This is a genomic window from Streptomyces sp. NBC_00637, from assembly GCF_045161545.1.
In the GTDB taxonomy this organism is placed as follows: Bacteria; Actinomycetota; Actinomycetes; order Streptomycetales; family Streptomycetaceae; genus Streptomyces.
Genome location: NZ_CP109046.1, coordinates 757,750 through 781,024, shown reverse-complemented (window position 1 = coordinate 781,024; position 23,275 = coordinate 757,750). Strand labels below are relative to the sequence as shown.

Sequence of the window (23,275 nt, the reverse complement as noted above, 5' to 3'; positions counted from 1 at the left end):
CGAGGTCCGGGCCCCTCTCGGTCAGGGCAGGCGCCCTATGACGCGTCCACCACCGTCCCGGTCGGCACCGGCCGGTCCGGCAGCGGCTCGGCGTTGTCGTCGGTCAGCGCGAGGCGCATCGACTCGGCCGGCTCGGCCACCTGGTCCTTCACCGTGGGCACGGTGAAGTCGACGCCGGTGGTCCCGGCGGGGATGTTCATCCAGACCCACAGGTTCGCGTCCGACAGCGGACGTTCCGGGTCGGGCGCGTCGCCGGAGTGGTCCAGCAGCCACTGCGGGTCCACGTCCTTGGTGGACAGCTCGGCGCCCTCGGTGACCGGGAGCACCCGGACCGGCTGCCAGAAGTCCACGTCGGCGGTCTCGGAGAGCGTGATCCGCCAGCTCAGCGCCTCGCCCTCGGTCACGCGGTCGGCGACCGGGGCGAGGGTCACCTCCGGCGCCGGGTCGTCGTTCTGCACCGTGACCCCGCCCCGGTAGGAGCCGACGACCGCGCCGCGCACGGCCTTCACGAGGAGGTCCCGCCTCACGTCGTAGGCGAAGCGGGTGTCGCCCTTCACCTCGACCGGCACGTCGATCGGGGTCCTGCCGGGCCGGACCGTGACCACCTTCTCGGTGGCCTCGGAGGTCTCCGGATCGACGACGTAGAAGCGGACCTGGCCGGTGCCGTGCCCGGACACCCGGACCGGGACATGGTAGGTACGGGTGCCGGAGTCGCCCTCCTTGGCCGTGATCCGGCCGATGTCGACCCGCGGCAGTGCCGCCGCCCGGACCGCCGGAGTGCCGGGCGCCCAGCCCCAGGCGTCCATGAGCCAGGCCTGCCCGGATCCCGAACGCGGAGTCAGCGTCAGGGACTTGACGTGCCCGAGGTCGAGACCCGCCCGGGTCGCGGCGGTCAGCGGGACCCGCAGTTCACGGGCCCAGTACGAGGCGGTGCGGTCCGAGCCCGGCAGGCCGTCCACCGTGACCCGGCCGAGCGTGGCCCGACGGCCGGCCTTGTCGGTGACGGAGACGTCCAGCTCGGTGCCGGTGGTGTTCGGCGGCACGAAGACGCGCAGTGCCAGGCTCCTGGCCCCGGCGAGGGACACCGGAGCGCGGGAGGCGATCTTCGCCGGAGTGCCCGGCGCGGACCACTTCAGCGCGACCGCGCTCTTGCCGGAGTCCTTCTCCAGATCCCACCAGCCGAAGTGCGGGGACATCCCCGTGGCATCGGCGCCCAGACACGCCCTGGCCGGATCGGTGTCCGCCCAGCACACCCGCCCGCCGGTCACCTCGACGCCTCCGTCGGGCACGAAGCCGCCCGTGCGGCGGGCACCGACCGCGTGCGTCAGGACGCGGGCCGGGTCGGCGGACGGCGCGCGCTTCCCGGTGCCGTCGAGCAGCGGGCGCGCCCGGTCGTCACCGGCGACGAACAGCCGGGCCGCGGCGGCGATGTAGGTCGCGCCGGCCCGGTGCTGCTGGTCGGCGGTCAGCCGGGTGGGGGCACCGGTGGAGCAGACCGGGTCGGGCTGCTGCGCGTCCGGGTCCTCCCAGAAGTCGTCGAAGGAGGGCGCCACGGCCTTGCCCGGCGTCCACTCGGTGTTGAAGAAGTTGTGGTTGGCACCGACCACGTAGACCGCGCTGTGCAGGGCCGTGCCGTTGCTGATGCCGCGCGTCCCGTCGAGGTACGTCTCGCCCTCGAGGTCGGCGACGTCGCCGTCGCAACCGGGCAGGATGGCCGCGGACGGGACGTCGGCGACCGGATTCTGGCCGAAGACCGTCGGTCCGATGAGCACGGTGCCGCGGATCTTCCAGCGGACCGGGCCCCGGTAGCCGTCCTGCGCGGCGGGCGGCGGGTACAGGCTGTCCAGCGCGGCGCGGTTGACGCCCTCGCCGCCGCGCGAGTGGCCGACGAGCAGGACGCGGGACAGGTCGGCCCTGGCCGCGTCGGGCACCGACGCCGGGGCGTGACCCGGGTGGGCGGACCAGTCGGCCCATGTGGCGAGGTGCCGGCGCACCAGCGAGGAGCGCGCCTGCGCACCGCCGTCCTCGGCCTCCCCGTCCTGGCCGTTGATGCCGTTCGCCGAGATCGAAACCGTGACGTAGCCCTGTGAGGCGAGGAGTTTCTGGTCCTGGAGGTAGCCCCGGTAGCTCGGGATCGACTTCTTGCCGGCCGGGCAGGGCCAGGAGATGTCGAATTCGTCGCTGCCCGGCTGGTAGCAGGTGGTGTGCCGGCCGTGCAGGAACAGCGCGAGCGGCCGTTTGCCGGTGGCCCCCTTCGGCGCCACCACGACCGCCCGCATCTCCACCGGCTGGGCGAAGCCCGGCAAGGTCACCGGGGCGAGGTCGTACTCGCCGCTGACCGTGCGGTACGCGCCCGGTCTGCCGGGGTCGACGGAGTTGGCCGCCGCGGGTGCCGGCGCCTGAGCCGGGGGCTGTGCGGTCGTGGCGAGTCGCCGGCCAGGGGCGGATCGGTCGGCGGCCGCGTCCAGACGGCGTCCGCCGGCCAGTACCCGCAGGTCTGTGAGGGGGGCGTCGCCGACCTCGTCGAGGGAGAGCCGGAAGGTGCGGTCGTCCCTCCCCGCCTCGGGTACGCCGAGCAGTCGGTCGCCCGAGCGGAACTCCACGCGGGCGTCGCCGGGCGGCACCGCGGTGGGCGACCGCCACACCAGCTCACGCGCGGTTCCCTCCCCGCCGATCTGCCAGCCCCGTGGCAGTCCGCTGTCGGCGGTGGTGGTCAACGGTCTTGTGTCGGACGGCTGTCGGGCTTGTGCCAGTCCCGGTGTTCCCGCCAGGGCCGCGAGGGCGGCCACGGCGGTGACACCTATTCGCCGGGCACGGATCAAGGTCCACTCCTCAACGCTCGGAGCGCGGGGGCCCCGTCCGTATCGGGAGCCCCTCGCGCCCCGAAGGAAGCGAATGCACCTCTGTGGGTTGCCTGTGACCGGGAATCGGGTCGGTGGAGCGCACAGATCCGGACAGGAAACCGGGGACGCCCTCCGTTGCGGAAGCAGGTCGGGGGCGCACCGGCGGTCGTGCGCGACCGCCCGCGCCCGGCTGCCGATCGACGTGAGCGCGGCGGACCGGGAAGTCGGGGACTGGTGCCTGTGGTGCCTAGTGCCAGGCCCGATACGGCTCGTCGAGGAGCTGGAAGACCGGTTCGCCGCGTACCGGGTCCTTGACCGTGGACAGCCGGACGCGGTCGCCGCTGTGGATGCCGATCAGCGGGCCCATCACCCGGCCGCGGACGACGAACCCCTCGGCCATCTCGACCAGGGACACATTGCGGGCGGCGGGGGTGTTGCGGTTCACCACCGTCGCGTGGCGGACCGTGCCGGCGCCCTCGCTGCGTTCCGTGCGCAGGTCGCTGCCCTGACACACCGGGCACAGCAGCCGGTGGTACATGGCGGTGCCGCACCAGGTGCAGCGCTGGAAGAGGATCGTGTCGCCGTCGGCGCTCGCGCGGTCGAGGACGCCCGCCGCGGAGCCGGCGACCTGCTGAACGGCGTTTCCTGAGTAGTGGTACACGCGGGTCAACTCCCTGCACTCGGCCGGAATCCACGTGCCCGGCTCACCCGTGCACGCACGTGCCCGGTCAGCCGTGCCGCCGTGCACGCCCACAGAGTATGGCACTCAGTGCCACTCGTAAAGGCACTGCGTACCCACAATCTTGCGGGGGTTCCACGGTGGTTCGGCGAGGGTTCGGCGTGGGTCGGTGGGCGGCCGGGGAAGCCGGGCGAGGGGCGGGGGTTCAGTCCCGTCCGAAGGCCGTCTCGATCTCCTGGACCACCCGCCACAGCGGTGCCCCGCGGCGCGAGACCACCACGACGACGTCCTCCTGCGGCTCCTCGCCGGGCGCCGCCGGCGACGACGGGAGAGCGGGGAACGCGGGACGCGCCGTGGGCGCCGGAGTCGCAAGGGGCGCGCCGAACGCCGACTGCACGTACGCCAGCGCGTGGTCGACGGTCGCGCTCGCGTCGCCCTGCCCGTCCGAACGCAGCCAGGAACGCAGCGCGTTGTTGTGGGCGGCGACCACCGCGGCCGCGATGACGTCGGCTTGCAGATCGCCGCCGGGCCGGTCGTGGAAGCGGCCGCGGAGGTACTCGGCGAGGGCCCGCTCGTAGCGCCAGACGACCGACAGCTCGTACGCCCGCAGGCCGGGGACCTTCTTGGTGAGCCGGTAGCGCTGCACGGAGAAGGAAGGGTTCTCGGCGTACATCAGCAGGACGAGCCGGGCGGCGTCGCAGACGCGTCGCACCGGCTCGTGTTCCCCGCCGCTCGCGGCGAGGAAGGCCGTCATGTCGGCGAGGCACCGCTCGTGGTCGGGGAAGACCACGTCCTCCTTGGAGGGGAAGTAGCGGAAGAAGGACCGCCGGCCGACGCCCGCCAGGGCCACGATGTCGTCGACGGTCGTCTGCTCGTAGCCCCGCTCCAGGAACAGCCGGAAGGCCGCCGCGACCAGGGCGTCCCGCATGGGCGGTTTGGCCGCCGCCTTGTGAGTGGCGCTCATGGACGCGAACGTAACACCTGAGCGGCACCGATGGCACTCGGTTCCCTCTGCCGGGGAACCGAGTGCCTGGCGAGTGTTCCGGCGCCGGGTTCCGGTGTCACATCCGCTCGGCGGCCTCGACCACGTTGGTCAGCAGCATCGCCCGCGTCATCGGCCCGACCCCGCCGATCGGCGGCGAGAAGGACCCGGCGACGTCGCTCACGTCGGGGTGGACGTCGCCGAGGATGCCCTCGACCGTGCGCGTCAGGCCCACGGACAGCACCGTCGCACCCGGCTTGATCCAGTCGGGCCTGACCAGGTGGGCCACTCCGGCCGCGGCCACCACCACGTCCGCCTCCCGGGCGTGCGCGGCCGTGTCCTGGGTGGCCTCGTGGCACAGGGTCACCGTGGCGTGCTCGGTGCTGCGGGTCAGCATCAGGCCCAGTGGCCTGCCCACGGTGACGCCGCAGCCGATGACGCAGAACTGCTGGCCCGTGATCTCCACCCGGTTGCGCCGCAGCAGGTCGATGATGCCGCGCGGGGTGCAGGGCAGCGGCGCCGGGATGCCCAGCACCAGCCGGCCGAGGTTGGTCGGGTGGAGTCCGTCGGCGTCCTTGACCGGGTCGATCAGCTCCAGCACGGCGTGGGTGTCGATGGAGGGCGGGAGCGGGAGCTGCACGATGAAGCCGGTGCACGCCGGATCGGCGTTGAGCCGCAGGACGGCGGCCTCGACGTCGGCCTGGGAGGCGTCGGCGGGGAGTTCCACGCGGATCGAGGCGATGCCGACCTGCGCGCAGTCGCGGTGCTTGCCGCCGACGTAGGAACGGCTGCCCGCGTCGTCGCCGACGAGGATCGTGCCGAGCCCCGGGTGGATGCCGCGTTCCTTCAACACCTGGACGCGGAGGGCGAGTTCGCTTTTGATGTCGGCCGCGGCGGCCTTGCCGTCGAGCAGTGTTGCGGTGGTCACGGGAGTCGACGAGCCCTTCGGGAGGAAAAACGACGGTCCTGTCATCGTACGGCCCAGCCGCCCGCCGTCCCTCGGGCGTCCCGGCGGTCGCGGGGGCCCCTCGGGTCGCGGCCGCCCGGTGCCGGACCGCCCGCGCACCGTCTGACGTAACCTTTCCGCACCCTTCGACCGTCACCGGGAGACCCGCATGTCCGCCGCCCGCCCCCGTCTCCTCTACGTCACGGACCTGGCCTATCCGGCGCGCGGGCGCCGCTACGGCGACGAGGACGTCTTCCTCACCTCCCGGCTGCGCGCGGAATTCGACCTCGCGCTGTGCCACCCGCTGGACGCGGCCGCCCTGATGCGTTCCTTCGACGGCGTCGTCGTCCGCAACAGCGGCCCGGTCCTGGGCTACCGGAAGGAGTACGAGGCCTTCCGGGAGCGCGCGCTCCACGACGGCGTACGCGTCTACAACCCGCTCACGGGCCGCGCCGACATGGCCGGCAAGCAGTACCTCCTCGATCTGAGCGCGGAGGGCCACCCCGTCATCCCCACCGTCGACCGCCCCGAGGACCTGCACCGGCTGCCCGAGGCCGACCGGTACGTGGTCAAGCCCAAACTCGGCGCCGACTCCATAGGGCTGCGGATCGTCCCCGCCGACGCGCTCCCCGCCCTGGCCGACGGCTCGGTCCTGGTCCAGCCGTGTGTCGACTTCGCCTACGAGGTGTCCTTCGTCTACGTCGACCACGACTTCCAGTACGCCCTGTACGCGCCGCATCCCGACCGCCGCTGGCAGCTGGAGCCCTACCGGCCGACCGTGCGGGACCTGGAGTTCGCCCGGCGCTTCATCGACTGGAACGGCCTCGCGCACGGCGTCCAGCGCGTCGACGCCTGCCGGGCCCCCGACGGGGAGTTGCTGCTGGTCGAACTGGAGGACCTCAACCCCTACCTGTCCCTCGACGCCCTGGACGAGGACGGACGGGACGCCTTCGTCGCCGCGCTCACCCGCTCCCTGCACCGCTTCCTCGTCGCCGGCTGAACCCGCCCGCCGGTCCGCCCGTATCTCTCCTGGGGGACCCACGGGAGGGAGACGAGCGTGCCGACACCGGAGGAACCCGGAAAGCCGCACGAACGCCCGGTCCTGGAACCCATCCGGGTCCTGCGGCCGCGCAACACCGACGCCCTCGCGGAGCTGTTCCGCGAGATGACCGAGCTGACCCAGGACCCCGACTCCTACGAGGCGATACCCCTGCGGCCCGAACCGGCCGCGGGCGAGGCCGAGACGGAGGAGCTCCCGCCCCTGGAGCCCCGCACCGCGACCATGGCGAGGGCCACTCCGGCGCCCCACGGCGGCCGGGACTGGGCGAGTGAGCACGAGCGCCCCCGGCCCCTGCCCGGCGACGGCCCCGGCGGACGCCGAGGCGCGGCGCGGGAGCGGGGCGGAGCCGCGGCCGGTCCGAGGGCGGACGGCCCGCGGGGGCGCGCCCGCGCCGGGTCCGGTGCGGGTCTGCGACGCGGCGCCGTCGCGGTCGGCGTGTGCGCGGCCGCGCTCCTCGGCTTCGCCGGCGCGCTGCTGCTGCCGGGCCGGGGCGGCGAGGCCGCCGCGCGGACACCCCCGTCGACAGCGGCCACGCCCACCCCGACGGTCACCGAGGCAGCCGACCCCGACGGAGCCGGCACCCTGCGGGAGGGGGACAGCGGCGCCGAGGTGACCGACCTCCAGCAGCGCCTGCTGCGCATCCCGGACGTGTACGACGACGGCCCCGTCGACGGCCGTTACGACACCGTTCTCACCGAGGCCGTGGCGCGTTTCCAGCTCTGGTACGGCATCCGCGGCGACGAGAGCGGCGTCTACGGGGACGACACCCGCCGCGATCTGGAGTCCCGTACCGCCTCGGCCGGCGGATGACCGGGCAACGCCGCGGGCAACGCCTCGGAAACAGGCCGGGGCCGGGAGTGTGGCGCGTGTCACCATGGGCGGCGGGTCGGCGCGCGTTCGGCACCTCGACCCGTCGAGCCGAAAGCCGTCCGCATGAACGTCTCCCGCGTCCCGGGTCTGGTGCTGCCCGTCGTGTTCCTGCTGGCCGTCGTCGTCGGCGCGCTGTGGTACTGGCGGCACCGCGACGACTGAGCCGTCCTAGCGCTCGCCGTCCTCCGGCACCCGGATGTCGAGCACGCACACGTCGTCGCGTCCGTCGGGTTCCAGCGTCGCGCCGAGAAGCTTTTCCAGCGGGGCGAGTCCGGTCCCGGGCCGGGGCGCGGCGGCTTCCGCCAGCCGCTCCAGGCCGCGGTCGATGCTCTCGGAGGGCCGCTCCACCAGGCCGTCCGTGTAGAGCAGCACCTGATCGCCGGGCTCCAGACGGACTTCCGCCGCCTCGTAGCGGGGGCTGTCGGTCGCGCCGAGCAGCATCCCGAAGGGACGCTCGAGGTAGCGCGCCTCACCGCCGCGCACCAGCAACGGTGGCGGGTGACCGGCCTGCGCCCACTCCAGCCGCCGTTCGCGCGGGCTGTAGCGGGCCAGCACCATGGTCGCCGAACCGTGCGGGTCGCGGGAGTGCAGCAGCAGGGCGTTGAGGCGGCTGAGGGCCCCGGTCAGCGACGAACCCGTGATGACCATGCCCTTGGCGGTGAACCGCAGCAGAGCCATCGAGGCCACGGCGCCCATGCCGTGCCCGGCCACGTCTCCCACCACGAACAGGGCGTCGCCGTCCGGCAGTTCGATGGCGCTGAACCAGTCGCCGCCGACGCTGAGGCCCGACTGCGCGGGAAGGTAGGCGATGTCCACGCGCAGCCCTGCCAGGCGGACGGGCTGCTTCGGCAGGGGCAGCAGCGCGTCCTGCAGCCGGGCGGCCACCAAGCGCTCGGCCTCGAGCACTCCGTGCTGGGTGAGCATGGCCCGCTCGCTCGCGACGAGCGCGAGTTCGGCGCTGCGCTGCGCGGTGAGGTCCTGCACGAAGCCGTGCACCTCGACGGGCGTGCCCTGGGCGTCCGAGACGGCCTCGGCGACCACTCGCAGATGCCGGATCCCGGCCCGGGTGACGATCCGGAACGGCACGTCGCACGGCCGCCCGTGCCGCACCAGCTCGCCCACGACCCGGGCGAGCATCGGCAGGTCCTCGGGGCAGGCGAGGCGCGGCAGCCCGGAGAGCGGGACGACACCCTGCGCGGCGTCGCGCTCGAAGATGCTGAAGACCTGGGCGGACCAGCTTCCCTCGCCCGTGTCCAGGTTCCAGTTGACCCAGCCGAGGTTGCCCAGCCGCTGCACGTCCGCCAGGCGCTGTTCCTGCCGGTCGGACGGATCGTGCCGGACCCAGCTCACGACCAGCCCGTCGCCCGACCGCATCACCCGCGCCGAGTAGGTCGCCAGCTCGCTGACCCCGGACACGATCTGCTGCCGGGCGAACGGCTCGCTCTCGTAGGTCTGTTCGCCGTCCAGTACTGCGAGACACCCCTCCCACAGCGGATCGTGGGCGACCTCCGGCCAGCACTGCAGAAAGCGCAGGCCGACCAGCTCGCGTCCGCTGCGGCCCACGGCGTCGGACGTCACGCTGGTCGCGGCGTCGACGCGGAAGTCCTCGACGTCCCCCGACGCGCCCCGCAGCGGGGCGAGGAGCACCGCCGCGACGGGCAGCCGGTCGAGCACCGTCTGCACGGCGTCCGCGACCCCGCCGCCGGCGGGGTGCGGCCGGGTGCCGAAGGTGCGCAGCGGGCCCGCGCAGAGCTGGGCGACGGCCAGCAGGTGCTCCCGTACCAGCGGCGTGAAGGCGCCCTCGCGGTCGCGCAGGATCCCGAGCGCGATGTCGGCCGACTCGCCGGTCACCACGGGCAGCCAGGCTCGGGACGGCCAGCGCTCGGGCGGGTCCCCGATCAGCTGGTACCGCTTGCCGTCCTCCCGGAGGTCCTCCAGCCAGCGCGGCTGCCCGGCGGTGAGCGCGTCCAGCGCGGCGATCCCGCTGACCGGCGGCACCCGGCTCCACTGCTCGGCCAGCGACTGCTCGATGCCGGCGTGCCCGGTGAGCTCCAGCCCGCCGCCCGGCCGCCGCGCGAAGATCACCACGGCGGCGGCGCCCACGTCTGGGGTGAGCCGGTCCAGCAGGCACCGGGCGAGATCGTGCGCGGTCCCGACCCGGACGAGGGCCCGGCTCAGCCGGCCGAGGGCGGCGGCGTCGATCTCGTCGGGCGTCGGCCTGGGCGCGGTCCTGCGTGCGGGGGGTTCGGGCGGGGCCGGCTCGCAGGCCCCGTGGGGTTGTGCGGACAGTGCGCCGAGGCTGATCCAGCACTCCTCGAGCAGGGTCCGTTCCCCGGCCTTGGCCCGTCGCTGGAGCTCCTCCTGCGCGGCGTCCGGCGAGCAGCCGAGCTGGGCCATCACCGCGCCTTTGGCGCGCTCCAGCACGGCCGCGGTGGCCGCCAGATCCTGTAGCCGGTCCATCTCCGCGCGCTGGCGAGCGACGACCCGGGTCAGTGCCGCCATGTCGGGCACGTCACCGGACGGAGCGGGCAGGGCGGGTTCGCTCGTCACGCTTCGAGCATGGCACATGGGGGAGACTTCGATCGCGGTCTTGCGGCAACGCTCCCGCCAGGCGTGATACCCGCCGGGGGATCCGAACGGATCTTCCCGTTCAGCGTCCGGAGCTCTGCTCGACCAGGGCCTGGGTGACCGCTCGGACGCTGCGGGCGATGTGCTGCAACTGCATGACCTCGGCCGCGTACATCTTGATCGTGTGCTCGATGACCGACTCGGGCAGTCCGAGCCGGGGCAGGTCGGCGCGGGCGGTCTGCAGAGCGGTGCGGGCCACCCGGACCTCGTTCTGGACCTGGATCTGCGCATGGCGGGCGAGCAGGACCGGGTGGCGCAGCAGCGCCGGGTAGCTCGCATAGCGCGCGGGCACCAGCTCGCGCAGCCACTTGGCCGCCGAGCGCTCCCAGTCGTAGCTGCCGGGAGTCTTGACCTGGCACGGCCAGTCCGAGCTGATGCGCGTCGTCGTCAGGGTCATGATCATCGCTTCCGGTGTTGGCGTCGTGACGGTGGTCCGACGGTTCGGGGCGGCCCCGGCCCAGGGGAAGACCGGGGCCGCCACGGGCGCTCGCGCAAGCGATGCCCCGAGCACCCTGGGCGCCGACGCGGGTAGGGGACGGCGGCTTCGGATGCCCGTACATGAGCCCTTGCGGGCGGATGCGGCCGTGAGCAGTATTTATATATGCCGACCGCTTTGCAAGACGTATGAAAACATTCATGCGCGGAATGCCCGCAATGATCCCTGTGTGAATTACCGGGGGAGGGGGGTGCGGTGCGGTAAGGCCTTCGGAGGGCTGTCACTCACGCAGGAAGAACTGGTGCTGCTCGGCGATCTGCTCGTACTCCTCGAGCCGCGCCTGGGTCCGTTCGGGGCCCGCGTCGGTCATGGCCTGGAGCAGCGCCGCTGCCATCACACCGGGGGCGGCGTAGGAGTCGAAGACCAGACGGGACCCGGTGCCCGTGGCGAAGGTCGCGTCCGCCTCGTCGGCCACCGGCCCCAGCGCCAGGTCGGTGATCAGCGCGACCTTGAGGCCGGCGCTGCGCGCGACCCGCACGGCGGTCAGCGTCTCGTGCGCGTGCCGTGGCATCGAGAACGCCAGTACCCAGGTGCCGCCCGCCTCCCGGGACTGCAGCAGCGCGTCGTAGGCGACGCTGCCGCCCCGGGTCACCAGCCGGACGTCCGGGTGGACCCGGCGGGCGGCGTAGGCGAAGTACTCGGCGAGCGAGACCGAGATCCGCAGCCCCAGGACGGTCAGCGGCGTCGACTGCGACAGCTTGCGGCCGACGTCGATGACCCGGTCCGGGTCGGCGAAGTCGCGCCGCAGGTTCTCCAGGTTCTCGATCTCCGCCTCGACCGCCGCCTGGAGCTCGTTGCTCCGGTTCACCTCGGCCGCCGCCGGACCACCCGCCAGGGCACCCAGCGCGATCGACTGGAGCCTCTCGCGCAGCGCGGGATAACCGCTGAAGCCGACCGCCGCGGCGAACCTGGTCACCGACGGCTGACTGACCCCGACGCGGTCCGCGAGGTCGGTGATCGACAGGAACGCCGCCTCGGTGATGTGCTCGATCAGATACTGGGCGATGCGCCGTTGCCCCGGTGACAGATGGGGCCCGTCGAAGAGCGCCCTGAGCCGGGAGGTCGGGGACACCTCCGTCTCCGGACCGGTTCTGCCCGAGGTGATCGCGGATGCCTGTGCGCGTGCCTGTTGCGGCGATGGCACCGGTGCGCCTCCATTGTCTTCCACGGGCTCAACATACTTCAGGGGTCGTGCCCGGCAGGGTGGGCGAAGACGCCCCCTCGCACACCTGGTGATCGTGGATTACCGCCGGTACAGCGTGATCGAGTGGCCGACCTCGTCGACCGGCCGGCTGGTGCGCAGCAGCACGCCCAGCCCGCCCCTGGACTCGGCGACCGCGGAGTCCGACACCACCAGCAGCCCGTGCACCTCGTCCGGCGGGACCCGCCGGGGGTCGGAGGACTCGATGCCGTAGTAGGCGGGCACCCCGCTGCCCTTGTACACGAGCCACACGTGTTCGCCCCGGTAGCGGTCGTGCAGCCGGTCCGCCAGCCGTCCCAGGTCCTGGCCCCAGTCCACGTTGGAGTCGTGCAGCCGCAGATGCGTCTCGGCCGGTCCGCCGAACGCCTCGTTGGAGTACGGCAGGTAGGAGGGGTACGTCCGCAGCGAGCTGACGGCGACGAACGCGGCGAGCGCGACCACGACCACCGGGGCCCGGCGCCGGCGCACCGTCAGGACGCACCCCGCGGCCACCGCGAGGAACATCGGCAGGAAGACGGCGTACCGGGTCCCCAGGTCCCGCGACCCCGTCATGGCCGAGGCCAGCAGCACGGCGGCCGGGACCAGAACGTACGGCGCCGCGGGCCGCAGCCGGCGCAGCACGAGCATCGCGACCGCCCCGGCCGTCCACAGGGCGAGCATGCCGAGCGGCGTCTTCACGACCAGGGCGACCGGCAGGTAGTACCAGCGGGCGCCGGAGTACCGGTGCCCGAACAGGAAGCCCTGCCACGACCGGTTCTCCAGACCGAACTGGATCCGCATACCGTCCCGGTACGCCTCGGGGAAGGGCAGCAGCCGGACCAGGTGCCCGCGCAGGCCGTGCACGACGGGCACATGGGTCGCCCCGGGATCCCAGCGCAGCCGCGGATCGACCGCGAGATACGCGGCCCAGACGAAGGCCACGGCGGTCACCGTCACGACCCCCGCCGCCAGCAGCGCCCGCCGGGCGTCGCGGGGCCGCCGCGCGCACACCGACAGCGCCGCCAGGGCCGCCAGCACGGGGACCGCGGGCAGCGTGCTCATCTTCGTGGCCAGTGCCGCGCCGAGAGCGGCCCCGGCGAGCGGCAGGTACCGGCGTGCCCGGCCGGCGCGGGCCCGCCACAGCAGCCACACCGAGGTCAGCAGGAAGCCCGCCGCCGGGACGTCGAGCGTCGCCAGCGAGCCGTGCGCGACGACGTCGGGGCAGAACGTGTACAGGGCGAGCGCCGTCAGCGCGGGGACAGGGCCGGCGAGGTCACGGGTGAAGGCGAACACCACCAGGCCGAACAGCAGGGTCAGCGCGATCACCGGCAGCCGGGCCCACAGCATCAGCCGCCAGGGGTCGTTGCCGGACTCGTACAGGAGGTGCCGGCCCGCCGCCTCCTGGGTGCCCGTGAACGCGGGGTCGACCTGCGGGCCGGCGAAGGCCACGCCGACGGCGACGACGAGCTTGCCGAGGGGCGGGTGCTCCGGGTTGAGGCGCACCCGGTGCTCGTGGAGGTAGCCGGCCGCCGTGGCGACGTACACCGGCTCGTCGATGGTCGGGGTCTGCCGTACCGCCGTGGTGACCATCGCGACGGCCATCTGGGTCAGCAGGACGGCCACCAGGACCGGGACGAGCAGGCGCCGGCGGGCCGACGACGAGGGCCGCGCCCGCTTCGCGTCGGGGGTGGTCTCCAGGACCGGGTGAGGTTCGGTTGCCATCGTCCGTCCTGCGGTGACACCGGCCCGGTGGCTGCCGGAGCCGGTGCGCGGCCGCCCGGAGGGCTCGGCGCACCGGCTCCCGCCGCGCGGGTGTCTACCGCTTCAGGAGTCGTACCGACAGACCGTCTGCCGTGTACACGGGTACGGCGCGCAGGTGGTCGGAGTTCAGCTCGACACGGTCGAACCGGCCGCGCAGCGCCGCGGCGTCGATCACCGGGACCGTCGTCCCCGCGGCCGGCGGCCGGTCGGCGTCCAGGCGCAGCGACAGCACGGCGCCCCGCTCCAGCCGGACCCGCCCGGACACGGTGAGGACGGGCCCGTGGTGCCCGCGCAGCGTCAGGTCGAGGGCCGCGCCGGACTCCTGGAGCCACGCGCCCCGCACCCGCACCGGCGCGCCCGCGCGCAGCGTGCCGCCGGTCAGCCGCACGTCGCCCTGACCGAGGGCGTTGGCGTGCCCGGCGACGAGCACGCCCTCCTCCACCATCGTGCCCCCGCGGTAACGGTTGTGCCCGGTCAGGGTGAGCGTGCCCGAGCCGCGCTTGGTCAGGCCGCCCTCGCCGTCGATGTCGTGGCGCCAGGCGTCGGCCGCGTCGAAACCGCCCTTCGACGCGTCCAGCGTGACCGTGACGTCGGAGTCGAAGGAGCCGTACCCGTCCGCCGCGGCGAACAGGTTCAGCCGGCCCCACTGCTCGAAACCGTCGAGCAGGACGTAGCCGGAGGGCAGCGCGGTGGTGCGCAGCACGTCGCGGCGCTGGGCGGCCGTCAGGTACGGCAGCCGGGTCTCCAGCAGCACCTCGGCGCCCTTGGGCACGGTGAGCGGCGTGCTGCGGCCCTCACGCTCCAGGACGTAGGTGAGGCGGGGCTCGTTGGCCCGCGCGTTGGCCTCCCGGTCGGCGTACGCGTCCGAGGCGTCGGAGTGCGCGTAGGCGCCGAGGGTGTCGGCGGTGGTGCCGGTCTTCTCGGTGAAGTAGGCCAGTGCCTGGGCGCGGGCGGCCGCCTTGAGGTCGGCGTTGGCCGGGTCGGCGAGCGCGGCGGCGGCGAGGGCGGTGGCCATGATGCGGCCGCCGAGGACGTCCACGGTGGAGTGCATGCCGGAGACGATCCGCGTGTGGCTCAGCTCCAGGGCGCGGGTCACCAGCTCCTGGAACCGCTCGGGCACGGCGTACGCGAAGGCGAGCGACGCCAGGTGGAAGGCGTTGGTGTGCCCGCTGGGGAAGCCGCCGTCGTCGGTCGCCGAGGTGCCGCGCTGACGCAGCAGCTGCGGGACGACGACCACCTTCGAGTCGTACACCGGGAAGCCGAGGGCATCGGTCCTCCCGGTGTCGACGACCTCGCTGTTCTCGTTCATGCGCCACGGGCGCGGGTACTGGAAGGCGTACTTGCCGGGGTTGCCGGAGGCGAACGGGCCGCGCACGGTGTCGACGAGCTTGGCGACCTGGCCGAGCTCGGAGGTGTAGGAGCCGGCGCCGACGGCGGATCCGGCGGGCGCGTCCGCGGGAACGGCGTCGCTGATCGTGGTGGCGGGCGTCGTGTCCGGCGCGCTGGTGATCGAGGTGACGGCCTTGGCGCCGCTCTTGTACAGCTCCGTCAGGGGGCCGAGGCCGGCGATCATCGCGTAGCTCTGGTGCTGGCGGTCGTAGACGAACGCCTGCCGGCCCGCGGCCTCGGTGCGCGAACGGGTGATCGCGATGCAGTAGCGCATGTTGGCGCGCAGTATCCCGGGCCGCAGCGGGGTGCCGGTGTTCCAGGCGGCGCCGGTCTTCCACACCTGGGCGAAGCCGCCGAGGATCCGCACCACGGCGTTGGTCTCGGGCGTGAGGTTCGCCGTGATGTTCGTCTTGTAGTCGTCGACGAACGGCAGCGCGCCGGTGGCGGCCTTGGCGTCGGCCGCGCCCAGCCAGGAGACGAGTGTCGGGGCGGCCACCAGGGCCGCCGAACCGGCGAGGGAGCCCTTCAGGAAGCGCCTTCTGTTCACGGCCGAGGGGGTGGACTGCCCGGCGGATGACGGCATGAGTGTGCCTCTCTCGAGTTCTTCGGCCGTGCGGCCGGTAACGACGTGCGGGGATACGACGGTGCTGTGTGCGGAGATACGTGCGGGGGTACGTGCGAGCGGCTGCGGCCCGGCCGTGTTCTCGACGGCGTGTGCCGGAAAGCGCGTACGAGCGAAGATCTACGGCCGGGTCGTGTCGCGTCCGCGATGGCCCGGCGACCAGTGCGTGTCCTGCGGGTGAACGGGAGAACGGCGCCTCACAGGAGCGAGCGCGCCAACGCCACCGCGCCCTCGACCGGCGCCACGGTGAGCGGCCTCGGCCGCGCCCCGGGCAGCGCGTCGGCGAGCGCGGAGGTGAACGCCTCGTAGAGCGCCGGCTGGCCGAGCACCGTGCCGCCCGCCACCACGACGTCGTCGACCGCGACACCGCGGGCGGCGAGACGGGCGACGAGCGCGGCGAGCGCCGTACCTGCCTCGGCGATCACGGAGCGGGCGAGCGCGGAGCCGCCGGCCGCGGCCGCGAAGACGGCGGGGGCGTGCCGTCCCCACTCCGCGGAGACGTGCGAGGCGCTTTCGAGTGCCGCGCCGAGGGCCGGGACCTCGGGTACGCCGAAGGCGGCGAGGAGGCCCAGGGCCAGAGCCTCGGGTTCCTCGCCGCGGTCGTGCGCCGCCCACACGGCCCGGGCCGCCTCGCGGACCAGACCGGCGGCGCCGCCCTCGTCGCCGAGGACCGCGCCCCAGCCGCCCACCTGGACGGGGTCGCCGCAGGGCGGCCGGCCCACCGCCACCGAGCCGGTGCCGGCGACGAGGCCGACGCCCTTGTCCAGTCCGGCGGCGGGTACGAGCAGTTCGGCGTCGCCCACCACCCGCGTGGGCACACCGAGGGAGAGCTGAAGGGCGTCGCGGATCCGCGCGCACTGGCGTGGTGTCTCGCAGGCGTGCGCGCCCACGGCGACCGCGGCCGGACGCGCGCCCTCGGGCAGCGCCTCGCGGACGAGGCCGGTCAGCAGGCGTGCGGCGGCGGCCGGATCGTGCGGCCGCCAGCCGGTACTGGCGCGGACGTGGTCGGCCACGACGGCGTCGCCCGTGAGGGCGCGGAGGTGGGTCTTGGTGCCGCCCACGTCGACGCCGACCACGAGGGGGCCCGAAGGGGGAGAGTCCTGCACGGATCCTCTTTCGTCGTTGCTGCGTCGAGCTGCGACGGCGGGCGAACCGTGCCGGGGGAGATGGCGGATCGGTGAACTAGGGAAGCCCCGGGACGGGCTTCTGACGAGCACGGCAGGCGAGTACCGTGAAGTTCGTTAGGAAGTTAACTAACGAAGTACAGTGCGTCAAGAGTAATCGCGCACTCGACCGTCCAGGCTCCCGTCCGGGCCGCCGCGGGACGGCAACGCGCGACGTCGGAGCATCCCATCGCCGCAGCCCGCCGAGACGATCGGCCCGGGCTCGCGGCCCTGTACCCGTGTGGGGGAAACTGTGGAACTCGACGTGGCGGAAGCCCCCCGCCTGACCGAGAGCGCGAGTGCGGTGTTCGCCGTGCTGGCCCAGGCGGGCAGCGCGACCCGGCCGCGGCTCGCGAGCCTGGCGGGCCTGTCCAAGCCGACGGTGTCCGCCGCCGTTGCGGAGCTGGAGAGCGCCCGGCTCGCCACGCACTCCGGCACCGCCTCCAGCGGCACCGGGCGCTCCGCGGCCGTCTACTGTCTCGGGCCGGCCGCCGGCGCCGTGCTCGCCGTCGACCTCGGCCCCGCCCTCACCCGGGTCCGCGCCTGCGCCCTGGACGGCTCCCCGCTCGCCGAGGCGACCGCCTCCCGCACGGACGCCGCCGACGCCGTACGCGAGGCGCTCACCGCGCTGCCCGCCGGCATTCCGCTGCGCTCCATCGTCGTCGCCGTGGGTGACGTCGCGGCGCGGGACCGCCAGGGCAGCGGTATGCGCCCCGCGACCGAGAAGGCGGGCCCGGTCTTCGACGCGATGGCCGTCGCGCTGCCGCCCGGGGTGCCCGTCCACCTGGAGAACAACGTCAACTGCGCCGCGCTCGCGGAACTGCACGAGGGGGCCGCGCGCGGCCGGCACACCTTCGGCTATCTGCGGATCGGCGTGGGTATCGGCCTCGGCATCGTCGTCGGCGGCTCGGTGCTGCGCGGCTCGAACGGCGCCGCCGGAGAGCTGGCCCGGTTGCCCTACCCCTGGGACGACGGCCGTGAGCCGCGCCAGGAGGCCCTGGAGGAGTACATCGGCGCACGTTCCCTGCTGCGCCGCGCCGCGGCGGCCTGGCAGCGCGCCGACGGGCCCTGCCCGCGCACCACGGAGCGGCTCTTCGCCCTCGCGGGGGAGGGGTGCGCCCCGGCCCGCGAGGTCGTCGGCCGCCATGCCGCGGACGTGGGCCGGCTGGCCGCCGCCGTGACCGCCGTGCTGGACCCGGGCCTGATCGTGCTGGGGGGCAGTACGGGCGCGGATCCGCAGCTCCTGCCCGGCGTGCGGGCCGAGCTGGCGCGGCTGAGCTGGCCCACCGACGTGGTCAGCAGCACGGTCGGGGATTCCGGCACCGTCGCGGGTGCCGCGCGGCTCGCCGTCGCCCGGGGAGTCCAAACCGTGACCGAGGCCGCGCGGGTCAAGGATTGACGGCCCGCGACTCGGTCTGCCAATGTCCGGACAAGCGCTTTCTAAGTCGGTCGGGACACCGGCTTGGGTTGAGCATCCCGCCTGTACGTGACGTACGGGAGCCGCACGAGGGCGTGCTTGTGCGACGACGGCCTTCATGGCCGGGGATCCAACCCGTCGAGGCGACGCGGCCGGGCGAGGCCGACGCCATCGGAAAGCAACCCTTCCTGCAAAATGCACCCGTGCCGCCTCGGTCGGCGCCGTGCTCCGTCCCCTACGACGAAAAAAAGGGATCGAAGATGACCACTGTGGGTGTGCGGCGCTCCAGCCGACTCGGCCGCGGCGGCATACGCCGCCTGGTTCCCCTCGCTGCCGGGGCCGCGGCAGGTGCCCTGCTTCTCTCCGCCTGCGGATCGGGATCCGACTCGGGCGGGACCTCCAAGTCGCTGACGTTCTGGATCTCCACGGTTCCGGGGCAGGACGCGGGCTGGAAGAAGATGGTGGCGCAGTACAAGAAGGAAACCGGCGTCAACGTCAAGCTCGTCAACATCCCCTACGACGGCTACACGACGAAGCTGCACAACGCCGCGCAGGCGAACTCCCTGCCCGACGTGGCCGCCGTGCCGGCGCTGGACCCGATCTGGTCGAGCAAGCTGATCGACCTCAGCTCCATCGCCAACAACAAGACCAACAAGATCAACGCGAACTTCGTCGCGAAGGACTCGTCCGGGAAGGTGCTGTCCATCCCCTCGGACGTCACCGCGTCCGGCCTGTTCATCAACAAGTCGCTCTTCGAGAAGGCCGGCGTCGCCGTCCCGACCTCGCCCTCGAACACCTGGACCTGGACGGACTTCATCAAGGCGGCGGACACGGTCCGCGAGAAGACCGGCGCCAAGTACTCCCTGACCTTCGACCAGTCGCCCTCCAGGCTCCGTGCCATGGTGTACGAGATGGGCGGGCAGTACGTCCACGCGGACTCCTCCGGCAAGTTCTCGGTGGACGCGGCGACCAAGAAGGCCGTGAACACCTTCGTCGGCTGGAACGACGACAAGACCATGCCGAAGTCGGTGTGGACCAGCGGCGCCGACCCGTCGGCCATGTTCCAGAGCGGTGACGTGGTCGCCTACTGGTCCGGCGTGTGGCAGGTCGCCTCCTTCGCGGACAGCATCAAGAAGTTCGAGTGGGCGAGCGTTCCGACCCCCGCCCAGCCGGTGCAGGCCAGCGACGTCAACAGCGGCGGCATGACGGTGGGCTTCAACAACAACGGCGACGCGGCCGCCGCCGCGACGAAGTTCCTGTCCTGGCTGTACGAGCCGGCCCACTACCAGGCGCTGTGCGAGGCGTCCGGCTTCCTGCCGGTCGAGAGCGGTCTGAACCCGAAGTACCCCTTCACCTCCGAGGCGGCACAGGCGGCGTTCAAGCTGTACAACGAGTCGATCCCGCTCTACGCCCCGATCTCCGGCTACTTCAGCGGCGCGCAGACGAACTGGGTGCTGAAGGGCAAGAGCCTCACCGAGGACCCGACCAAGACGGAGCTCGGCAAGGCGATCAACGGCCAGCAGTCGGCCGACAAGGCCCTGGAGAACATCGTGGCCGGCTACAACCAGCAGGTCGGCGGCTGATCGTGGGCCCGAAGGCCGGGCGGCGGGGTCGAGACACCGCCGCCCGGCCCGGGCGCCCGCACCATGCCGGGCTCATGGCGTGAGCCCAGGAATCCATTCCACCAGCACGGAGTCAGGAAGATGACAAAACGCGCCTCGGACGTGTCCGCGAGCCCGCCCAGGAGACGCAGCAAGTACATTCTTGCGCCGCTCGTCCTCATCGCGGCCAATGTCGTGCTCTTCTCGCTGTTCTTCGTCTGGCCGGCGGTGATCGGGCTCGTCTACTCCTTCACGAACTACACGGGCGTGGGGGCGTTCCAGTTCATCGGACTGGACAACTACCACAACCTGTTCGGGGACTCCACCTTCTACGACGCGCTGACCCGGACGCTGCTGTACGCCGTGCTCTTCGTCCCGCTGAACTTCGCGGTCTCGCTGCTCACCGCCAACCTGCTGGTGAGCAAGCACGCCAAGGGCGCGTCGGTCGCCCGCGTCGTCTTCTTCATCCCGTGGCTTCTGTCGCCCATCGTCGTGGGCGTCCTGTGGCGGTGGCTGTTCGGCGAGAACTTCGGACTGGTCAACTACGTCATCGAGAAGCTCGGCGGAAGCGCCGTTCCGTGGCAGTCGAACGCGGACCTGTCGTTGATCGTGGTCGTGATGGCGGCGTCCTGGGCCTGGACGGGCTTCTCGATGCTGCTCTTCATCGCGGCGATCAAGAACGTGCCGGTGTCGTACTACGAGGCGGCCTCGCTCGACGGCGCCGGCCCCTGGCGCCAGTTCTTCAGCATCACGCTGCCGAGCATCGCGCCCACCTCGTTCATCGTCATCCTGCTGAACACGATCAACGCGATGAAGGAATACCCGGTGTTCGTCGCCCTCAACAACGGCGGCCCCGGCACCTCGAACAACCTTCTCGTCCAGTACATCTACGAGACCGGCTTCAAACGGGGCCAGATCGGCTACGCGAGCGCCGCGTCGTTCGTGCTCATGCTCATTTTGATGGCCGTCGCGGTCGTCCAGCTGATCGTCAACCGGCGGGTGGAGAACCGATGACAACCACAGACATGCCTCGCCCCGTCGACGCCGATCCCCGACGGTCCGTCTCCAAGAAGCGGTCGCGCAGAGCGGGCAGCGGCGGGTTCCGGCGGGCGGTGGCCCCGACGACACTGCTGTGGATCCTGGCGTGCCTGTACGGGATGCCGGTGCTGTGGTTCATCCTCAGCTCCCTGAAGCCGGCCAGCGACCTGTTCTCGTATCCGCTGACGCTGATCCCGCACAACCCCACCCTGTCGGGTTACCTGACCGCGTGGCGCAGCGCCAACTTCTCCCAGTACTTCGTCAACACGGCCATCGTGTGTGTGATCACGACGATCCTCACGGTGGGAGTCAGCTGCTGCACCGGGTACGCGCTGGCCAAGTACGACAACAAATGGCTCAAGGCCTTCTTCATCTGCATCCTGGCCACCACCATGCTGCCGTCCGAGGTCATGCTCGCCCCGGAGTTCCTGGTGGTCCGCAACCTCGGCCTCTACAACTCGTTCGCCGGCATCATCCTCCCGGCCGTGCTCACCGCGACCGGATGCTTCATGTTCCGCCAGTTCTTCCTGACGGTTCCCGACGAACTCGTGGAAGCCGCGCGCATCGACGGCGCCCGCGAGCTGTCGATCTTCCTGCGGATCATGGTGCCGCTCTCCCGGCCCATCATGCTCACCCTCGCGATCCTGTCCTTCCAGTGGCGGTGGAACGACTACATCTGGCCGCTTCTGATGCTCAACGACCCGAACAAGTTCACGGTGCAGATCGGCATCCAGAGCATCGTCGGCGCGCAGAACATCAACTGGTCGGTCCTGCTCGGCGCCTCGGTCATCTCCATGATCCCGCTGATCGCCATCTTCCTGGTCTTCCAGCGCTACGTCATGGGCGCCGACATCAACGCCGGACTGAAGGACTGACCGTGCCGAGCCCGCTCGACCACGAGTTCGTCGGCGCGGTGGCCGCGGCCGCCGACCGGTCGGCCGTCCCGATGGCGACCGTGCCCGACGAGGAACCCGTCGGTGTGCCGCACCGCGGTCTGGCACGGCGGGTGAAAACCCTGATCGCGGCATACCGCTCCCCGGACTCGGCACTGCACGGCAGCGCACAGGCGGTCGCTGCCGCGATGACCCACCTGCGCGCCCTGCGGGCCGTGCAGACGCCTTCCGGCCTCTTCGCGGGCGGCGACAACGTCCAGTCACCGCCGGACTCCGCGTTCACCGTCAACGACGTGTGCGACGCGTACGTCCTCGCCGCCGCCGCGGGACCGGAATCGGCCGAGGTGACGGCCGGGCTCGCCGAGATCGCCGGCGCCGCCACCGCCAGTCTCCTGACCGGTGGCGTGCACACCCCGAACCACCGCTGGGAGCTGAGCGCCGCCCTCGCCCGACTGCACCGGTCCTTCCCCGACGACCGACTCCTCGACCGCGTCGAGGAGTGGCTCGCCGAGGGCGTCGACATCGACGCGGACGGCCTGTACTCGGAACGCAGCGCCGTCTACGCGTCCATCGTGACCAACCCGGCGCTGCTCCTGCTGGCCGAGGCGCTCGGCCGGAGCGACCTGTCGGCCGTCGTCGAACGCAACCTCGCCACCACCCTGGACCTGATCAGACCGGACGGCACGGTGGAGACCCTCCACTCGCGGCGGCAGGACCAGAAGCTCACGTTCGCCCTGTGGCCCTACCTGCCGCACTACCGGCTCCTCGCGATCCGCACGGGCCGGGGCGACTTCGCCCGGGCGGCACGGCTGGCGGCCGCCCCCGGCATCGACGACCCCGACCTGCTCGCCCAGACTCTCCTCACCCCGGACCTGAGCCGCGAACTGCCGTCCCCGCACGCGGAGAAGCTGCCGCGCGCCCGGTACCTAGGCACCGCACGCCTGGCGCACCATGCCTCGGCCACCGCGCACACGGTGGTGTACGGCGGCTCCGACGTGCCCGAGCACCGGCGCATCCGCTCGGGCCTCGCCTGCAACCCCACCTTCCTCCGCCTGTTCGCCGGTGCCGCCGTCCTCGACGCGGTCCGCCTCTCGCGCGGCTTCTTCGACCTGGGCCCGTTCCGCGCCGCCGACATGGAACGGCTCGCCGATCACCGGTACCGGCTCACCCAGCGCCTGACAACCGCCTACTACCAGCCGCTCCCGAAGGACCACAGGCGCGACGACGGTGCCTACCGCCTGGTGGACGAGGGCCGCTTCTCCGCGGCGATGGCCTTCCCGGACCGCCCTCAGGACGAGACCTCCCACACGACCCGAGTCGAGGTCGACCTGCGGGAGGACGGCGCCGACCTGCGGATCGACATCGGCGGCCCACCGGTGCCCTGGGCCCTCGAACTGACCTTCCGGCCGGGCGGAGTGCCGGAGGGCGCCGTACCGATCGGCGACGGACGCTGGTGCCTGACGACCGGGCCGATGACCTACCGGGTCGGCGACGACGAGATCCGGGTCGAGGCCGCCGTCGAGGCAGGAGAACCGCTCGCCGGGCCGGACCGGACCGAGGTGCTGCGCTACGACCCGGGCCAGGACTACACGGTGGTCGGCGGCACCGACGCGACGACCGGGAACCGCGTCTACCTCGGCGGGCACGGACCACAGACACTGACGCTGGCATTGCGCGCCACGACCGTCCCAGGCACGAAGGGCTGAT

The 23,275-nt window shown here is 72.6% G+C and carries 17 protein-coding genes; 7 read left to right on the top strand and 10 right to left on the bottom strand.

Going from position 1 to position 23,275, the window contains the following annotated elements; translation table 11 throughout:
• Positions 1 to 35: 35 nt before the first annotated feature.
• From OG440_RS03335 to OG440_RS03320, 4 genes are all read right to left on the bottom strand, one after another.
• Entirely contained in the window at positions 36 to 2,822 is a 2,787-nt protein-coding gene (locus OG440_RS03335) for a hypothetical protein (RefSeq protein ID WP_406005305.1), read from the bottom strand.
• Between the two features lie 268 nt (positions 2,823 to 3,090).
• Complete coding sequence (locus OG440_RS03330) at positions 3,091 to 3,504, bottom strand: Zn-ribbon domain-containing OB-fold protein (protein ID WP_406005304.1); 414 nt, start codon at positions 3,502 to 3,504, stop codon at positions 3,091 to 3,093.
• A 223-nt stretch (positions 3,505 to 3,727) separates the two neighbouring features.
• Positions 3,728 to 4,450: a TetR family transcriptional regulator gene (locus OG440_RS03325; protein ID WP_406011242.1), complete on the bottom strand. Its 723-nt coding sequence runs from the start codon at positions 4,448 to 4,450 to the stop codon at positions 3,728 to 3,730.
• Between the two features lie 133 nt (positions 4,451 to 4,583).
• Positions 4,584 to 5,477, bottom strand: coding sequence for a bifunctional methylenetetrahydrofolate dehydrogenase/methenyltetrahydrofolate cyclohydrolase (locus OG440_RS03320; protein WP_406005303.1), 894 nt, complete (start codon positions 5,475 to 5,477; stop codon positions 4,584 to 4,586).
• Between the two features lie 142 nt (positions 5,478 to 5,619).
• Here OG440_RS03320 and OG440_RS03315 point away from each other — a divergent pair, with 142 nt between their 5' ends.
• Together OG440_RS03315 and OG440_RS03310 are read left to right on the top strand one after the other, a co-directional pair.
• Positions 5,620 to 6,450 (top strand): hypothetical protein, encoded by an 831-nt coding sequence (locus tag OG440_RS03315; RefSeq protein WP_406005302.1) that lies wholly within the window; start codon positions 5,620 to 5,622, stop codon positions 6,448 to 6,450.
• Between the two features lie 57 nt (positions 6,451 to 6,507).
• On the top strand, positions 6,508 to 7,320 hold the full coding sequence (locus OG440_RS03310; protein WP_406005301.1) for a peptidoglycan-binding protein: 813 nt from the start codon (positions 6,508 to 6,510) through the stop codon (positions 7,318 to 7,320).
• A gap of 228 nt (positions 7,321 to 7,548) precedes the next feature.
• On the opposite strand, the gene OG440_RS03305 is transcribed toward OG440_RS03310, so the two are convergent.
• From OG440_RS03305 to OG440_RS03280, 6 genes are all read right to left on the bottom strand, one after another.
• Positions 7,549 to 9,882, bottom strand: coding sequence for a SpoIIE family protein phosphatase (locus OG440_RS03305; RefSeq protein WP_406011241.1), 2,334 nt, complete (start codon positions 9,880 to 9,882; stop codon positions 7,549 to 7,551).
• 148 nt (positions 9,883 to 10,030) lie between these two features.
• Positions 10,031 to 10,411 (bottom strand): hypothetical protein, encoded by a 381-nt coding sequence (locus tag OG440_RS03300; protein ID WP_355702841.1) that lies wholly within the window; start codon positions 10,409 to 10,411, stop codon positions 10,031 to 10,033.
• Between the two features lie 313 nt (positions 10,412 to 10,724).
• The gene (locus tag OG440_RS03295) at positions 10,725 to 11,648 is read right to left on the bottom strand and encodes a MurR/RpiR family transcriptional regulator (RefSeq protein WP_406005300.1); all 924 of its coding nucleotides are present in this window, start codon (positions 11,646 to 11,648) and stop codon (positions 10,725 to 10,727) included.
• Positions 11,649 to 11,747: 99 nt separating this feature from the next.
• On the bottom strand, positions 11,748 to 13,406 hold the full coding sequence (locus OG440_RS03290) for a phospholipid carrier-dependent glycosyltransferase (protein ID WP_406005299.1): 1,659 nt from the start codon (positions 13,404 to 13,406) through the stop codon (positions 11,748 to 11,750).
• 94 nt (positions 13,407 to 13,500) lie between these two features.
• Positions 13,501 to 15,417: a phosphatase PAP2 family protein gene (locus OG440_RS03285; protein WP_406005298.1), complete on the bottom strand. Its 1,917-nt coding sequence runs from the start codon at positions 15,415 to 15,417 to the stop codon at positions 13,501 to 13,503.
• A 236-nt stretch (positions 15,418 to 15,653) separates the two neighbouring features.
• On the bottom strand, positions 15,654 to 16,562 hold the full coding sequence (locus OG440_RS03280; RefSeq protein WP_406005297.1) for a BadF/BadG/BcrA/BcrD ATPase family protein: 909 nt from the start codon (positions 16,560 to 16,562) through the stop codon (positions 15,654 to 15,656).
• Positions 16,563 to 16,884: 322 nt separating this feature from the next.
• Here OG440_RS03280 and OG440_RS03275 point away from each other — a divergent pair, with 322 nt between their 5' ends.
• The 5 genes from OG440_RS03275 (at position 16,885) to OG440_RS03255 (ending at position 23,274) form a co-directional block, all read left to right on the top strand.
• Positions 16,885 to 18,018, top strand: coding sequence for an ROK family transcriptional regulator (locus OG440_RS03275; RefSeq protein ID WP_406005296.1), 1,134 nt, complete (start codon positions 16,885 to 16,887; stop codon positions 18,016 to 18,018).
• Positions 18,019 to 18,296: 278 nt separating this feature from the next.
• Positions 18,297 to 19,619 (top strand): extracellular solute-binding protein, encoded by a 1,323-nt coding sequence (locus tag OG440_RS03270; protein ID WP_406005295.1) that lies wholly within the window; start codon positions 18,297 to 18,299, stop codon positions 19,617 to 19,619.
• A 120-nt stretch (positions 19,620 to 19,739) separates the two neighbouring features.
• On the top strand, positions 19,740 to 20,651 hold the full coding sequence (locus tag OG440_RS03265) for a carbohydrate ABC transporter permease (protein WP_406005294.1): 912 nt from the start codon (positions 19,740 to 19,742) through the stop codon (positions 20,649 to 20,651).
• Positions 20,648 to 21,550 carry a carbohydrate ABC transporter permease gene (locus OG440_RS03260; RefSeq protein ID WP_406005293.1) on the top strand — a complete coding sequence of 301 codons (903 nt, stop codon included), beginning with the start codon at positions 20,648 to 20,650 and terminating at the stop codon, positions 21,548 to 21,550. Before OG440_RS03265 ends, OG440_RS03260 begins: the two co-directional genes overlap by 4 nt.
• 2 nt (positions 21,551 to 21,552) lie before the next feature.
• On the top strand, positions 21,553 to 23,274 hold the full coding sequence (locus tag OG440_RS03255) for a hypothetical protein (RefSeq protein ID WP_406005292.1): 1,722 nt from the start codon (positions 21,553 to 21,555) through the stop codon (positions 23,272 to 23,274).
• Position 23,275 lies beyond the last annotated feature (1 nt).